This window comes from Pectobacterium wasabiae CFBP 3304 (assembly GCF_001742185.1).
GTDB lineage: Bacteria > Pseudomonadota > Gammaproteobacteria > Enterobacterales > Enterobacteriaceae > Pectobacterium > Pectobacterium wasabiae.
In genome coordinates this window covers 443,689-460,344 of the sequence record NZ_CP015750.1, presented here as the reverse complement: position 1 = coordinate 460,344, position 16,656 = coordinate 443,689, and the positions used below count along the sequence as shown (strand labels likewise).

Genomic DNA, 16,656 nt, shown 5'->3' with positions numbered 1-16,656 from the left:
CGAGAGAACTTTAGATTATGGAAATACTGCGTGGTTCACCTGCTTTATCGGCTTTTCGTATTAATAAATTGCTGGTCCGCTGCAAAGAGCACGTTTTGCCAGTCAGCGATATCTATGCTGAATACGTACATTTCGCCGATGTCAGCGCCCCGCTGAACAACGATGAACAGGCCAAACTGACACGTTTGCTGAAGTATGGTCCTTCTCTCGCGGAGCACGAGCCGCAAGGTCGTTTGTTACTGGTCACGCCGCGTCCTGGCACTATTTCACCGTGGTCTTCCAAAGCGACGGACATCGCCCATAACTGTGGATTAAGCAACGTGCTGCGTCTGGAGCGCGGTCTGGCTTTCTATATTCATGCGCCAACGTTGAGTGATGAGCAGTGGCAGCAGCTGGGGGCACTGTTGCATGACCGGATGATGGAAAGCGTATTTAGCGACCTGCAGCAGGCGGAAGCGCTGTTCTCTCATCATCAACCTGCACCTTTCAAGCGTATCGAAATTTTGCTGCAAGGGCGTCAGGCGTTGGAAGAGGCGAACGTCCGTCTGGGGTTGGCATTGGCGGAAGATGAAATTGATTATCTGCTGGAAGCCTTCAACAATCTGGGTCGTAACCCAACCGATATCGAACTGTATATGTTTGCGCAGGCGAATTCTGAGCACTGCCGACATAAGATTTTTAACGCAGATTGGGTGATCGACGGCGTAACTCAGCCGAAATCACTGTTCAAAATGATCAAAAATACCTTTGAACACACACCCGATCACGTTCTCTCCGCCTATAAAGACAACGCCTCCGTAATGGAAGGCTCCTCCGTCGGCCGTTTCTATACCGACACCAACGGGCAATATGCTTACCATCAGGAAGACGCACATATCCTGATGAAGGTTGAAACGCATAACCACCCAACTGCGATTTCACCGTGGCCGGGCGCAGCAACAGGATCTGGCGGTGAAATCCGTGATGAAGGCGCTACGGGTCGAGGCTCTAAGCCGAAAGCCGGTTTGGTTGGTTTCTCCGTATCGAACCTGCGTATTCCTGGCTTTATCCAATCGTGGGAAGAAGAAGAGTTCGGCAAGCCAGATCGCATTGTCAGCGCACTGGATATCATGACCGAAGGCCCATTGGGCGGTGCGGCATTTAACAACGAATTCGGCCGTCCTGCACTGACTGGCTATTTCCGTACTTATGAAGAGCGTGTTGATAGCCACAATGGTGCAGAACTGCGCGGTTACCATAAGCCGATCATGTTGGCGGGCGGTATTGGTAACATCCGTGCCGATCACGTCAAAAAAGGCGAAATTAGCGTCGGAGCTAAACTGATTGTTCTGGGCGGGCCGTCCATGAATATCGGTCTGGGCGGTGGCGCGGCGTCTTCCATGGCATCGGGTCAATCTGATGCGGATCTGGATTTTGCTTCTGTGCAGCGTGATAACCCAGAAATGGAGCGTCGCTGTCAGGAAGTGATCGACCGCTGCTGGCAATTGGGCGAAGCCAACCCGATCCTGTTCATTCACGATGTCGGCGCGGGCGGTTTATCGAATGCAATGCCTGAGTTGGTGAGTGATGGCGGTCGCGGCGGTCGCTTTGAACTGCGCGATATTCTGAACGACGAGCCGGGCATGAGCCCGCTGGAAGTCTGGTGTAACGAATCGCAGGAGCGCTACGTTCTGGCGGTTGCGCCAGAGCAGTTGGCACAGTTTGATGACATTTGCCGCCGTGAACGCGCCCCTTACGCGGTGATTGGTGAAGCGACGGAAGAATTGCATCTGACGATGAACGATCGTTATTTCAACAACAAACCTATCGATTTACCGCTGGATGTGCTGCTGGGTAAAACGCCGAAGATGCTGCGTGATGTAGAGCGCAAACAGGTAGAAGGCACACCGTTACAGCGTGACGAAATTTATCTGGCCGAAGCGGTCGAACGCGTGCTGCATTTGCCTGTGGTTGCGGAAAAAACCTTCCTGATCACCATCGGCGACCGTTCTGTTACCGGTATGGTAGCGCGCGATCAGATGGTCGGTCCGTGGCAGGTGCCGGTGGCTGACTGTGCAGTGACCACCGCTAGCCTTGACAGCTATTACGGCGAGGCGATGTCTATTGGTGAACGTGCGCCTGTCGCGTTGCGTAACTTTGCGGCCTCCGCGCGTTTGGCTGTGGGTGAGGCGCTGACGAACATTGCTGCCACGCATATCGGTCCGCTGACTCGCGTGAAGTTGTCTGCAAACTGGATGGCAGCAGCAGGGCATCCGGGCGAAGACGCCGGCCTGTATGATGCGGTAAAAGCCGTGGGTGAGGAGTTGTGTCCAGCGTTGGGTCTGACGATCCCGGTGGGTAAAGACTCCATGTCGATGAAAACCCGCTGGCAGGAAGACGGTGAAGATCGCGCAGTCACCTCGCCGATGTCGCTGGTGATCTCTGCATTTGCGCGTGTAGAAGACGTGCGTAACACGGTAACGCCACAATTGCGTACCGGGCAGGATAATGCGTTGCTGCTGATCGATCTGGGCGCAGGCAATAAAGCATTAGGTGCGACGGCGTTGGCACAGGTTTATCGCCAACTAGGTCGTAAGACGGCAGATGTGCATAGTCCAGAGCAACTGGCGGGTTTCTTTAATGCTATCCAAGAGTTGGTCGCGGCTAAGGCGCTTCTGGCCTACCATGACCGTTCAGACGGTGGCCTGCTGGTGACGCTGGCAGAGATGGCGTTTGCTGGTCACTGCGGTGTCACCGTTGATATCACGTCTCAGGGTGAGGATACGCTGGCGACGCTGTTTAACGAAGAGTTGGGTGCCGTGATCCAGATCCCGGCCGCGCGTCGTGCCGAAGTGGAAGCTATTCTGGCGTTGCATGGTTTGGCTGATTGCGTGCACTACCTCGGTCAGGCTGAAGAAGGGACGCGTTTCACCATCAATCAGGGGGCTGAAGCGGTCTATCAGGAAAACCGTTCGACGTTGCGCCGCTGGTGGGCTGAAACCAGTTGGCAAATGCAGCGCCTGCGTGATAATCCGCAGTGTGCCGATCAGGAACACATCGCCAGACAGGATGATAACGATCCCGGCCTGAATGTGTCGCTGACCTTTGATCCGAAGCAAGACATTGCAGCGCCTTATATTGCTAAGAATGTCCGGCCTAAAGTGGCTGTCCTGCGTGAGCAGGGGGTGAACTCGCACGTAGAAATGGCAGCGGCGTTCCACCGTGCTGGTTTTGATGCTATTGATATCCATATGAGCGACCTGCTGGCGAATCGTCGTAACTTGCAGGATTTCCAAGCGCTGGTTGCGTGTGGCGGTTTCTCTTATGGTGACGTGCTGGGTGCGGGTGAAGGCTGGGCTAAATCTATTCTGTTCAACTCTCGCGTGCGTGATGAATTCGCTGAATTCTTCCTGCGTCCGCAGACGTTGGCGCTGGGCGTATGTAACGGCTGCCAGATGATGTCGAATTTGCGTGAACTGATTCCGGGTGCCGATCTCTGGCCGCGTTTTGTCCGCAATAAATCCGATCGCTTTGAAGCACGTTTCAGCTTGGTTGAAGTGGAGAAAAGCCCGTCGCTGTTCATGAATGATATGGCAGGATCGCGCATGCCGATTGCCGTTTCACACGGCGAAGGACAAGTTGAAGTCCGTGATGATACCCATCTGGCGGCAATTGAAGAACACGGTCTGGTAGCACTGCGTTATATCAACCACTACGGCCAGGTAACCGAAAATTATCCAGCTAACCCGAATGGGTCGCCAAACGGTATTACGGCGGTAACCAGCACCAGCGGTCGGGCAACTGTCATGATGCCGCACCCTGAGCGCGTGTTCCGTACCGTTAGTAACTCCTGGCATCCAGAAGAATGGGGCGAGGATGGCCCGTGGATGCGTATGTTCCGCAATGCACGCAGACAACTGGGCTGAGTTAACGTCTGTTAGGGAAAGGGGCTTCGGCCCCTTTTTTACACCTGTTGTCTCAGTTTGTCGTTTTTTTGCGACGGATTGATTTTTTCTGTCTCTAATTGGTGACATTTAACTATTTGATTTGTATGAATACTGTAATGGCGACATAAAGCTGTCTGTTTTTAGCGACATCAATCGTCTCTTTTTCGCGTATTTTCGCTGTTTGCACTCTGGATAATTTATTTAGCGATTTAATAAAAATTAAAAAACATTAATAATCAGATATTTATTTTTTATTTTTATAGTTGGCATAATAAGTGCATTTTAACCAGTGTTGCTCATTCAACTGGTTATGATTGCGTTGCTAACTGGCAAATATTTTCGCTCATAACATCTGGAATGATGCCAAAAGAAAGGGTGCCTATCGTCCACCAGACCGATAACAGTACGTGAAAACGAACGTTATCAAGCATCGGACGACACGTTGAGTGAGGCACCGCCTATTCAGTTACGCGGCCAGAGGGAGTGATTCTTCTGGCCGCGTGATGCTTTATACCGCCACATCCCCCAGAAAATCTCCCTGATTGTTTTTACGACGTTACTTTCTACAGTGTTACATCGGTATTTATGCCGTCTTGCGAAGCGTTACGCATGCCGTAAGGGAAAACGTTGAACTTTTATAAGACTCAGTTAGCATCAGAGCGGATTCGATAGGTAACGAGATGATTTCTTTGAAACGATGGCGTTTATTCCCGCGTTCTCTGCGGCAATTAGTAATTATGGCGTTCTTGTTGGTACTGCTGCCGCTGTTGGTGCTGGCCTATCAGGCTTATCAAAGCTTGAACATGCTGAGCGAACAAGCTGCGGATATTAACCGGACAACGCTGGCGGATGCCCGCCGCAGTGAGGCGATGACCAGCGTAGCGCTGGCGATGGAGCGTAGCTATCGACAATACTGTGTATTAGATGACCAGACGCTGGCGACGCTCTACCAGAATCAGCGTAAACAGTATTCGCAAATGCTGGACTCCCACGCGCGGGTACTGCCCGATCCCCGTTATTACCAGACGTTACGTCAACTGCTGACTCAGCTTGGTGAAATACGCTGTCATAATAGCGGCCCGGAACAAACGGCGTCCAACCTGCTGGAAGGGTTCTCTCGCGCTAACGGACAGATGGTGCAGGTGACGCGTGACGTCGTTTTCTCACGCGGTCAGCAACTCCAGCAGGCTATTTCTGAACGCGGTCAGTTCTTTGGTTGGCAAGCGTTGCTCCTCTTCCTGGTCAGCGTACTGCTGGTGGTTCTTTTTACGCGGATGATTATTGGCCCGGTTAATGGCGTAGAGCGGATGATTAACCGCCTTGGCGAAGGTCGTTCGCTGGGGAATACCAGCACGTTCAAAGGCCCGCGTGAGATTCGGACGCTGGCGCAGCGCATTATCTGGCTGAGTGAGCGTCTGTCCTGGCTGGAGTCGCAGCGGCATGAATTCTTGCGCCATATTTCCCACGAACTCAAGACACCGCTGGCTAGCCTGCGGGAGGGCACCGAACTGCTGGCCGATGAGGTGGTCGGGCCGCTGACGGCTGACCAGAAAGAGGTTGTCACGATTCTTGATAGCAGCAGCCGTCACCTATTGCAGTTGATCGATCAACTGCTGGACTATAATCGCAAACTGGCGGATACGCCGACTGAGCTAGAGCGGGTTGAAATTGAAGAGATCGTCGATATTGTCGTGTCGTCTCACAGTTTGCCCGCCCGCGCCAAAATGATTCATACCGATGTGACACTGGCTGTTGGGCACTGCTGGGCGGAAACGACGTTGCTGATGCGAGTGATTGATAATCTCTATTCCAATGCGGTGCACTACGGGAAGGAATCCGGTAACATTTGGATTTATAGCCGTCAGATTGGTAACCGTGTTCAGATTGATGTCGCCAATAGTGGTACACCCATTCCTGATGCCGAGCGGAGCATGATTTTTGAGCCCTTTTATCAGGGAAGCCATCAGCGCCGTGGTGCGGTAAAAGGCAGCGGACTTGGTCTGAGTATTGCGCGTGATTGCATCCGTCGTATGCGTGGTGAGCTTAGCCTAATTACCGTGGACTATGCTGATGTGTGTTTCCGCATCGAGCTGCCCTTATTGTCCGATAACGAATAGTCCGAGAATGAATAAATAATGAATGTAAGGTTTATGAAGGGATGGCTGGCGAATAGACAATTCTCCTGTTTGCTGAAAGCGGCGGTACTGTTGTCGCCACTTGTTTTAGCCGCGTGCAATAGTTATGTGAACAGTGGCACGACATCGCTGGAAATAGAAGGGACGCCACCGAAAGAGCAGGTCGCCGATTTCCGTATCGCGCAATGTGAGCATTTGTGGCAGATAGACGATCGCGACTCCATGAACAATGCGCTTTATTGGCTGCGGGCGATGGATTGTGCGGGGCGTCTGACCCAGTTTCAGGCTCGTGAAGAAGCTGAGCAGGTCGCGGGAGATAGCTGGGAAAATGCGTTTAAGCAGGGCATTTTGCTGGATAATGCCGGTATTACTCAGGTTGAGCGACGTCAGGTACTGGAACAGATTAATTTATATCGTCTGGCATTCCCTGCGGCGCTGCGTCCGCTGATGCAAACCTGGCGTGATAGACAAACGCTCTTTCTGGCGCTATCGGATGAGCGCTTGCGCTATAAGCGTTTACAGGAATCCAGCGACAAGCAGCTAGACACCTTGCGCGTGCAGCAAAATCACCTGCAATACCAGTTAGAAACAACCACGCAGAAACTGGAAAACCTGACGGATATTGAACGCCAACTGTCGTCCCGTAAGCAGTTGTCAGGAGATATGCCGGATAACGATGTCGATCACCGTGGCAGTGCGGGGGCAAATAAAGACGGCTCACGCAATTCGGCTACAAAGCCGAGAAATGAGTCCGTTGATGCGGATGACACCTATACGCCGCCGATGGAATCACATACGGACAAGCCGACGACGAAGAAGGAGCCAGCAAGACAATGACAGCCCGGAAAACGGCGAGTTTGTTGCTCGTGGATGATGACCCCAGTCTGCTGAAGCTGCTGGGCATGCGTCTGACCAGCGAAGGATTTAGCGTAATGACGGCGGAGAGCGGCCAAGAGGCGTTACGGCTGTTAACGCGCGAGACGTTTGATCTGGTGATCAGCGATCTTCGTATGGATGAAATGGATGGCATGGCGCTGTTTTCCGAAATCCAGCGCTATCAGCCGGGGATGCCGGTAATCATCTTAACCGCCCACGGTTCCATTCCCGATGCGGTTGCGGCGACGCAGCAGGGGGTGTTCAGCTTCCTCACGAAGCCCGTCGACCGTGATGCGCTCTACAAAGCCATCGATGAGGCTATGGCGCTGTCTGCGCCGGCAGGTGATGAAAGCTGGCGTGAAACCATCGTGACGCGTAGCCCAATGATGTTACGTCTGTTGGAACAAGCCAGAATGGTGGCACAGTCGGACGTTAGCGTGCTGATTAATGGTCAGAGCGGAACCGGGAAAGAGGTGCTGGCTCAGGCGATTCATGCGGCGAGCCCGCGAGCAAAGAAAGCGTTTATCGCGATTAACTGCGGTGCGTTGCCGGAGCCGCTGCTGGAGTCGGAGCTGTTTGGCCATGCGAAAGGAGCCTTTACTGGCGCAGTCAGCAGCCGTGAAGGGCTTTTTCAGGCGGCGGAAGGCGGTACGCTGTTTTTAGATGAAATCGGCGATATGCCGCTGTCTTTACAGGTTAAGCTACTGCGCGTTTTGCAGGAGCGAAAAGTCCGCCCGTTGGGGAGCAACCGCGATCTGGACATTGACGTGCGGATTATCTCCGCCACGCACCGTGATTTGCCGAAGGCGATGGAAAAAAACGAATTCCGCGAGGACCTGTATTATCGGCTCAACGTGGTGAATATGAAACTGCCAGCGCTGCATGAACGTGCTGAAGATATTCCGCTGCTGGCAAATCATCTGCTGCGCGAATCCGCCAATCGCCATAAGCCTTTTGTGCGCACCTTTTCAACCGATGCGATGAAGCGCTTGATGACGGCAAGTTGGCCGGGTAACGTGCGTCAGTTGGTGAATGTCATCGAACAGTGTGTGGCGCTGACCAGCGCCCCGGTAATCAGCGACGCACTGGTTGAGCAGGCACTGGAAGGTGAAAATACCGCGCTGCCGACGTTTGTTGAAGCGCGTCATCAGTTTGAACTTAACTATTTGCGAAAACTATTACAGATTGCAAAAGGTAATGTGACGCAGGCTGCGCGAATGGCTGGGCGTAACCGAACGGAATTTTATAAACTGTTGGGTCGCCACGAACTGGATGCCAACGATTTTAAAGATGAGCGCTAAGGGAGCAGGTAGGGCGCCCGTAATGTAGTGTGGCGTGGGTCAGTGCCCACAATTCACCAGTAGCTTGAAGTATGACGGGTATAGATTGTCCGCCTGAGTTCTGACATGCTGTTTATTTGCTGATGCTCGGCTTTGGCCGCAACATAGATAACACAAAGGTTCCTCCATGAAGAAAATTGATGCGATTATTAAGCCGTTCAAACTGGACGATGTGCGTGAAGCGTTAGCTGAAGTGGGCATCACAGGGATGACGGTAACGGAAGTTAAAGGCTTTGGTCGCCAGAAAGGTCACACCGAATTGTATCGTGGCGCAGAATACATGGTCGATTTTCTGCCGAAAGTGAAAATCGAAATTGTTGTCTCGGATGATATTGTTGATACCTGTGTTGAAACCATCACACAGACCGCGCAGACGGGTAAAATCGGTGACGGTAAAATCTTTGTTTTTGATGTGGCACGCGTTGTTCGTATTCGTACCGGTGAAGAGGATGAGGAAGCGATTTAATCGTTTCGCCTCCCTCAGCCAATACGGTTTACACGCTACATCCTTCGAGTTTCATGCAGCTAATGCACACGTAGCGTGAAGTACGACAGATAGAGAAGCCAGCCTGATGAAGGCTGGCTTTGTTACATTTATTTCCCTTTAGGTGCAGTAGGAACCCAGCCTGCTAATACCTTATCAGCAGTGTATTCTGCTGCTTCCGCCTCGCTCAACTGACGGCGCTGATCGTTTTTCTCTGCTCCTTTACCGCTGGATTTATACTCGAAAAAGCGTGAGTCCTGCGGATGGAACCAGATTTTTTCGCCTTGTTTATCTTTGCCTGACATTTTGTCCCAGCCATAGATGTGGTCGTCCATGCTGGTGTTCAGGAAAACGGTCTGGCCGATGGCGTTAGGATCGGCATAGCGACCGTCCTCAAAGGTGGTCGTTGGGTGCCAAGGGCGGCCCAAACCATAGCTTTTTGCGGGCACATCTTTCTCTTTAATCACCCGGCTATTGATAATAACCAAACCATATTTTTGCTTAATGTCAGTGCTGGGGGCGGTGAGGTAGCCAATTGGTTGATCTTTCACATCGGTACGGTTACGAGCGACGATGTCACAATCGTCGAACAGCGCTGTGCCGTTGCCGAAGATGAAATCAACGGTGCCGCTGATACGGCATTTTGAGAAGAAACTGCGTCCACCTTTCACATACAGCGTGTCCTGATAGCCCGTCAGGCTGACATCATGGAACCACGCCCGATCGCTATTTTCGGCAACCAGCAGCGCAACGGCCTGCGAGTCTTTTAATTTAGTTGGATCCTCACTCGTTTTTGCCTGATTGGCTAGGTAATCGAAATCGTTGCTGATGGTCAGCGAGTGGGCGCTGAAATCGGGGGCGTCGACTTTTACCGTATTGCTGCCATAGGTTCCCCATTTGCTGCCATCGGGTTTGAGCATCCCGGCTGCGGTGGTTGCGGTGATGACGGTTCCATCGCGGCTTTCGCCCTGAAGATGAATGTTGGGACGTGTAATGGTGAGGCGCTCATGGTAGACGCCATTTTTCACATAGATAACAAATGGAGAACTGTCTGCTGGGGCGCTGGCGATAGCTTCAGTAATGGTTTTGTAGGCTTTGGCGTCTGTTGCATTGGCGGAAACCAGTGCATTGTAGTCGGCTGCCTGTGCTAACGCCCAGGGTGAGGAAATTAACATGGCTAAAGTCAGCGTCTTGCCGAAGTGTAAGGTGTTTATCATGTCCAGAGTCCTGTAATCGGTAAGGGAAAGAGGAAGGTCTATAACGCGCGGCTACGTCATGCCGCGCGTGGTTCTGTCTTATCGTTTTGCCTGACTGATAATTACTTGTGCTTGCTGACTGTTTTTTCCGCCAGCGACGCTAACGCAGGTTCTTGCCGAATGGCATTCGCGACAATCTCTGCCACGGCGATCGCGCCTTTTTTCTGAAAATGGGTGGTGTCTGGTTTGCTCAGACTACCGGCCTGATCGCGGTAGTAAGGGTATTTTTTGGGATCGATCACCAGCCAATATTGTTTCCAATGCTCGCTGTTGCCCTGATTTGCCAACGCAATAGTAGCGGGCTCAATGTCCAGCAAAACGACCTTGTTAGTCGCAGCCGTGTCCTTGATGGTCTGGCTGTAATCGCCAACGAAGGCGTAGCCGTTGTCTGCATTTTGTTTGGTGAAGTGGCTATGTACGGCAGGCGTGCCGTTTTTCCCTTCAGCCGTTTTCACCCGGGTGGTTGGGGTAAGCAGTACCGGCGTCAGTTTATGTTGACGGGCGAAAGTGATGTAGCGTTCCAGCGAAGTCTGGAATGACATATCCGCTTTCCCCTGCGGGGCCTGTTTTTTCCCTGCGGCATCGTTCGGGTAAGTACACAGGTTCGCAACGTCAGCGGGACCGCGTACTGCTTTCGCACCGTTGCAGTTTTGATCGTTGTGCCCCATCTGGATAAACAGGAAATCGCCCTCTTTCATCAGGGGCTGCATTTGGCGGAACCAGCCTTCGTAAAAATAGTCGCGTGAACTGCGGCCCGCACGTGTGCCATTGACGATTTTCACACTGCTGTTTTTACTGAATTGTTGTTCAAAAACCTGACCCCATCCCATACGTGGCAAGCGCATTTTTTCATAAGTGGCTGCGGTTGAATCGCCAACGAGGAAAATGCGGGTTTGCGCTTTCTGGATTGCATCCAGGCTTTGGCGGGCAGAGCGATAATCTAGCGGTTCATAGTTGCCTTTATCGTTCAGGCCGACAATCGGGTGAAATGCGCTGTCGGTTAGAACGGTGTGGCCGGAGTAACCCGTATTGTTGTGATAATTGCGGTTATGGTTAATAACGTTGACGATTTTGGTGACGGCTTCCTGCTGGCTTGCTGGGTAGGTTAGGGGATCGAAGCGCGCGGGAGCGCTGATACCCGCCTGTTTTAACGCGCCATTAAAGCCAGCATGGAAATCGGCATAGGCTGTTTTCCATGCTGCGGCATCCAGTTTTGGTGATTCCGTGTCGTCGGTTAGCTGCTGTGGGCCGATGTAACCGGCTGCTACGGCGATATCTGAGGTAATGCGGTCAGTCAGTGGGTTGATATTGGCGATATTTTCTTTACCGTCATGCAGTGAAGGCGCGACGGCAGACAGGCAGATTGCACGGGAAATATTATTCAGCAGGCAGTTATTACCACCGGATTCAATGGCTAAAACCCGTAACGGGGGCGTGAGACCTGAGACATCAAGGTGATATTTCCCTTGCTCATCGGTCTGTGTCTGCCGTTTCTGGCCTTGTTGGTCTCTGATTATGATGGTGGCGGGCAGGTGAATATCCCGAACGGTGACGTTACCCGATAGGCCGGTTTTCTCACCCAGCGTTGAGCCTGACAGCAATTTAGCACTCTCTGGTGTCGCGGTCTGGTGTGCAGCAGCGGGAGTTTTAGCGTGTACGAATGTGAAAGGGGCGGAAAGTATCAACGCTAAAGCCATACTTTCTGAAAAACGTTTTGCCATGGTAGGACATATCCCTTGTTGGTTAATCGGAAACGGTTAATGAACCCAAGTGTTATCAAAGAAAGATCGCTGTTTTTTATCGTTCTTGCCACGGCCTTTAGAGAGAACATTGGGGCCGTTATTGTGCACCCAAGCCGATTCAAGGGCGATACTTATACCCGTCATTCTTCAAGTTGCATGTGCGTTAGCTGCGATACTCGGCACGCTGGCGTGTGCCTCGCCCTGACGGGCCAACGCTTTGCGTTGTTCAAAACGCTAACGTTTTGTCCCGCGACTCGAATTATTTAGGATCTAAACGTAGGTTCTTTTGGTGAAATAATTATTCATTAAAAATGAAATGTTATTTCAATAAGATCTTCTTTTTTGTGACCCACCTCTTTTTTAGCGGAGTATCCATGTATCGACCCATAAAATTGTGATCAGTAAAGTGTTTCTGGGAAGGCGATGTTTTGATAGACGAAAAAAAGGTCGCAAAAGCGACCTTTGGGTTTGATCCGTTATCAATGAGGGTTAGACAACTTTATGCGGACCAAAACATTCGTAATGCAGTTGCTCGGCCGGGATGCCGATTGCCAGCAACTGCTGTGCGACAAACTGCATGAAAACTACTGGGCCGCACAAGTAGTAGTGCATAGCCGGCGTGGTTAATTCATCTTGTAGCGAGGATAACTGCATCAGGCCACTGTGATGATAATCTTCTCCCGGACGGTCGGTCTGTTGCGGTTCCCGATACCAGATGTGGTTCTGGAACTGCGGCAATGATTGCCCCGTCTGTTCGATTTCATCAGCAAATGCGTGCGTTGCGCCGTTTTCTGCTGCGTGCAGCCATAACACTTTCGCCTGATGGCTCTGTTGTTTTAGTGTATGCAGCATACCCAGCATCGGGGTTTGCCCCACGCCTCCGGAAATCAGAGCAACTGGCGTGGTGGCGGGAATATCAAGGAAGAAGTCGCCGTGCGGAGCTGCGAGATGAATGATATCGCCTTCACGAGCGGTAGCATGCAGATAGCCGGAAACGGTGCCTTGCGCTTCACGTTTAACCGCAATCCGGTAGGACTGTCCATTCGGCGCATGAGTCAGAGAGTATTGGCGAATCTCCTGATTGGCAAAACTATCATGCTTGATGTAAACCGCCAGATACTGGCCCGGCTGAAAATCAGCGATAGGTTGGCCGTCGACGGGTTCCAGTGTGAAGCTGGTGATCACGGAACTTTGTGGCTGTTTGTTCACAATGCGGAAAGCGCGTACACCGCTCCAGCCGCCGTTTTGGGTTTCGGTGCTGCGGTAGATATCATTTTCGCGTTGGATGAAGACATTCGCCAGTACGCCATAGGCTTTACCCCAGGCGTCCAGCACCTCTTGGCCGGGACTAAACATTTCATCCAGCGTTGCCAATAGGTGACTACCCACGATCTGATACTGATCTGCCTGAATGTTAAAACTGGCATGCTTCTGGGCGATGCGCTCAACCGCAGGCAGCAGCGCAGCCAGGTTTTCAATATTCGTCGCATAAGCACAAATGGCATTGAACAGTGCTTCCCGCTGATCGCCATTGCGTTGGTTGCTCATGTTGAAAATATCTTTGAGCTCCGGGTTATGCGTAAACATACGATCGTAGAAATGCGCGGTCAGTTTCGGACCAGTTTCTGCCAGCAGAGGGATGGTTGATTTAACGATAGCGATAGTGTGGTTATCCAGCATGGTGACTCCTTATTTATTTGCATGACTTATAAGTTGTATTTTATATGCATCTTATTGGGTTTATCCGTCGCTGTAAATTACCTTTTTGGTGGTGGGGACTTTTAGCGTGGGTCAGAGGGAATAACATGAAGAAATAGCAGGATGAGAATGAAGAAAAATCCGTTTGTCGCTACACAATGTAGATTGGCTGAAGCCTTGCGCCGCCTGTAGCTAATCGTTTGCGTAAAAACCTCTGTCAAGACCTATCTTCATTAGGGAAAAACGGTTTACACTATACGCCATTCCCCAAAAGGGTGGGCCCATTCTCAAATGAGCCATCAATTCCCAGTATATTTATGTTAGCTGAGTCAGGAGATCCGGATGTTAAAGCGTGAAATGAACATTGCCGATTATGATGCCGACCTGTGGCAAGCAATGGAGCAAGAAGTGGTGCGTCAGGAAGAGCACATTGAACTGATTGCATCAGAAAACTACACCAGCCCACGCGTTATGCAGGCTCAAGGGTCTCAGCTAACGAACAAGTATGCTGAAGGTTATCCGGGCAAACGTTACTACGGCGGCTGTGAGTATGTTGACGTGGTTGAGCAATTGGCGATCGATCGTGCTAAAGCGCTGTTTGGTGCCGATTATGCCAACGTGCAGCCGCACTCCGGCTCTCAGGCTAACTTTGCCGTTTACACCGCGCTGCTGCAGCCGGGTGACACCATTCTGGGTATGAACCTGGCGCACGGTGGTCACCTGACTCACGGTTCTCCGGTTAACCTGTCCGGTAAATTGTATAAAGTTATTCCTTATGGTATCGACGAAAGCGGCAAAATCGACTACGACGAAATGGCTGAACTGGCGCGCACGCACAAACCAAAAATGATCGTTGGCGGTTTCTCTGCTTACTCTGGCGTGGTTGACTGGGCGAAGATGCGTGAAATCGCTGATAGCATCGGTGCTTACCTGTTTGTTGATATGGCGCACGTTGCCGGTCTGATTGCCGCAGATGTTTACCCTAACCCGGTTCCTCATGCCCACATCGTGACCACGACGACGCACAAAACGCTGGCTGGCCCACGCGGTGGCCTGATTCTGGCGAAAGGCGGTGATGAAGAGCTGTATAAAAAGCTGAACTCCGCTGTTTTCCCTGGCGGTCAGGGTGGCCCGTTGATGCACGTTATCGCGGGTAAAGCTGTCGCACTGAAAGAAGCGATGGAGCCTGAGTTCAAAGTCTATCAGCAGCAAGTTGCGAAAAACGCCAAAGCAATGGTAGAAGTCTTCCTGTCACGTGGTTTCAACGTGGTTTCCGGTGCGACCAGCAACCACCTGTTTCTGCTGGATCTGGTCAGTAAAAACCTGACGGGTAAAGAAGCCGATGCTGCGCTGGGCCGTGCGAACATCACCGTGAACAAAAACAGCGTGCCTAACGATCCGAAGAGCCCGTTCGTGACTTCCGGTATCCGTATCGGTACGCCAGCAGCAACGCGTCGCGGCTTTAAAGAAGCAGAAGTGCGTGAACTGGCTGGCTGGATCTGTGATGTGTTAGACAACATCAATGATGAAGCGACCATTGAACGCGTGAAGCAAAAAGTTCTGGATATCTGCGCCCGCTTCCCGGTTTACGCATAATCCCATACTGTTTCTGACATCACCGTCGGAACATGTACTAAACGCCAGCCTGTGTGCTGGCGTTTTTTATGGCGAGCCATCCCTGGCCGCCACCCTTAGGGGCCGTCGCAAGCGACGTTGAAAAACGTTCCCCACGTTTTTTTATGGCGTGCCATCCTTGGCACCCACCCTTACGGGCCGTTGCTGACGCAACGTTAAAAATTTCTCTCGGAAATTTTTTATGGCTGTCGATCAGGCGATATTTCCGTTCACGTGTAATGACGAATAACGCGTTGCGCCACCGCATGCACTCTGACACAGTAACCAGCAAAAACAGTCACTGGCAAAAAGAGTCGCCAGCAAGAAACGTTGGCGTACTTTCAGTTGAGAATTATATACGTCGTGTTTGTTACAGTTTGTCGGATGGTGAGCGGGAGTGTTCATCATCGAAAGGGAGACATCATGGTTTTGCAATCGACGCGCTGGCTGGCGCTGAGCTATTTCACATACTTTTTTTGTTATGGCGTTTTCCTGCCGTTTTGGGGCGGATGGTTGAAGGGGGAGGGGCTTTCCGCAGAGTCGATCGGCATGCTGTTGGGGGCAGGGCTGGTGGCGCGCTTCATCGGTAGTCTGGTCATTACGCCCAGCGTGAAAGATCCGTCCACATTAATTACGGTATTGCGGGGGTTAGCGCTGCTGTCATTGGCGTTGGTGGTGGGTTTTTGGCTGGGTAATGCCTGGCTGTGGCTAATGATAGTGATGATCGGGTTTAACCTGTTTTTTGCGCCGCTGGTGCCGCTGACTGATGCGTTGGCTGCCACGTGGCAAAAGCAGGTAGCGATGGATTACGGCAAGGTTCGCGTATGGGGATCAATTGCCTTTGTTATTGCCTCTGCCGTGACGGGGGAACTGGTGGCTATCTGGGGGCACTCCGCCATCTTGGCGATTCTGAGTGCAGGCCTTGTCGCCATGCTGCTTGGTATGCTGTTCCGGCCGAGTGTGATGCCACAGGCTGCTGCGTCTACAGCGCAATCTGCCAGCGTTACGCCATGGAAAAAATTACTGAGTGAACCGGCGGTATGGCGTTTCCTGCTTTGCGTGTCGCTGTTGCAGGGGGCGCACGCGGCTTACTATGGTTTCAGCGTGATTTATTGGCAGGATTCAGGCTACTCCGCCTCGATTATCGGTTATCTCTGGTCGCTGGGTGTTGTCGCGGAGATCGTCATTTTTACCTTTAGTCAGCGTCTTTTCCGACGCTGGAGCGCCAGACAGCTTCTGCTGCTTTCTGCGGTATGCGGTGTGGTGCGCTGGGGTTTGATGGGGGCGACGGTGGCTCTGCCGTGGCTGATTGTGATACAGATATTGCACTGTGGTACGTTTACCGTCTGTCATCTGGCCGCCATGCGTTTTATTGCAGCACGCAGTGATGGTGACGTATTGCGATTACAGGCGGTATATTCCGCATTGGCGATGGGCGGGAGTATTGCGGTGATGACCATGGTGTCCGGCTTCCTGTTTGATCATTTGCAGGGCGGTACGTTTTGGGTGATGGCGCTGTTGGCGGTTCCAGCCCTGTTTATCAGGCCCTCTGTGAGCTATCACACTGTCGCAAAAACATAAGAGA

Annotated in this window: 10 protein-coding genes; 7 read left to right on the top strand and 3 right to left on the bottom strand. The window is 51.9% G+C overall.

What is annotated here, in order from left to right; translation table 11 throughout:
• Positions 1 to 17: 17 nt before the first annotated feature.
• The 5 genes from purL (at position 18) to glnB (ending at position 8,743) form a co-directional block, all read left to right on the top strand.
• A complete protein-coding gene (gene purL, locus A7983_RS02135; RefSeq protein WP_005970209.1) occupies positions 18 to 3,905 on the top strand; it encodes a phosphoribosylformylglycinamidine synthase in 3,888 nt (1,295 codons plus the stop codon).
• A 701-nt stretch (positions 3,906 to 4,606) separates the two neighbouring features.
• Positions 4,607 to 6,043 carry a sensor histidine kinase gene (locus A7983_RS02130; protein ID WP_005970207.1) on the top strand — a complete coding sequence of 479 codons (1,437 nt, stop codon included), beginning with the start codon at positions 4,607 to 4,609 and terminating at the stop codon, positions 6,041 to 6,043.
• Positions 6,044 to 6,061: 18 nt separating this feature from the next.
• Positions 6,062 to 6,898, top strand: coding sequence for a two-component system QseEF-associated lipoprotein QseG (qseG, locus tag A7983_RS02125; RefSeq protein WP_005970205.1), 837 nt, complete (start codon positions 6,062 to 6,064; stop codon positions 6,896 to 6,898).
• On the top strand, positions 6,895 to 8,238 hold the full coding sequence (gene glrR / locus A7983_RS02120; RefSeq protein WP_005970204.1) for a two-component system response regulator GlrR: 1,344 nt from the start codon (positions 6,895 to 6,897) through the stop codon (positions 8,236 to 8,238). The genes qseG and glrR overlap by 4 nt, the downstream gene beginning before the upstream one ends.
• 166 nt (positions 8,239 to 8,404) lie before the next feature.
• Positions 8,405 to 8,743: a nitrogen regulatory protein P-II gene (gene glnB, locus A7983_RS02115; protein ID WP_005970202.1), complete on the top strand. Its 339-nt coding sequence runs from the start codon at positions 8,405 to 8,407 to the stop codon at positions 8,741 to 8,743.
• A 128-nt stretch (positions 8,744 to 8,871) separates the two neighbouring features.
• On the opposite strand, the gene pemA is transcribed toward glnB, so the two are convergent.
• From pemA to hmpA, 3 genes are all read right to left on the bottom strand, one after another.
• A complete protein-coding gene (pemA, locus tag A7983_RS02110) occupies positions 8,872 to 9,978 on the bottom strand; it encodes a pectinesterase PemA (protein WP_005970201.1) in 1,107 nt (368 codons plus the stop codon).
• Positions 9,979 to 10,079: 101 nt separating this feature from the next.
• Positions 10,080 to 11,738 carry a pectin acetylesterase PaeY gene (paeY, locus tag A7983_RS02105; RefSeq protein ID WP_005970199.1) on the bottom strand — a complete coding sequence of 553 codons (1,659 nt, stop codon included), beginning with the start codon at positions 11,736 to 11,738 and terminating at the stop codon, positions 10,080 to 10,082.
• Positions 11,739 to 12,248: 510 nt separating this feature from the next.
• A complete protein-coding gene (gene hmpA / locus A7983_RS02100; protein ID WP_005970198.1) occupies positions 12,249 to 13,439 on the bottom strand; it encodes an NO-inducible flavohemoprotein in 1,191 nt (396 codons plus the stop codon).
• A 360-nt stretch (positions 13,440 to 13,799) separates the two neighbouring features.
• Here hmpA and glyA point away from each other — a divergent pair, with 360 nt between their 5' ends.
• Both glyA and A7983_RS02085 read left to right on the top strand, forming a co-directional pair.
• Positions 13,800 to 15,053 (top strand): serine hydroxymethyltransferase, encoded by a 1,254-nt coding sequence (gene glyA, locus A7983_RS02095; protein WP_005970196.1) that lies wholly within the window; start codon positions 13,800 to 13,802, stop codon positions 15,051 to 15,053.
• Between the two features lie 441 nt (positions 15,054 to 15,494).
• The gene (locus A7983_RS02085) at positions 15,495 to 16,652 is read left to right on the top strand and encodes a 3-phenylpropionate MFS transporter (protein ID WP_005970195.1); all 1,158 of its coding nucleotides are present in this window, start codon (positions 15,495 to 15,497) and stop codon (positions 16,650 to 16,652) included.
• Positions 16,653 to 16,656: the final 4 nt, after the last annotated feature.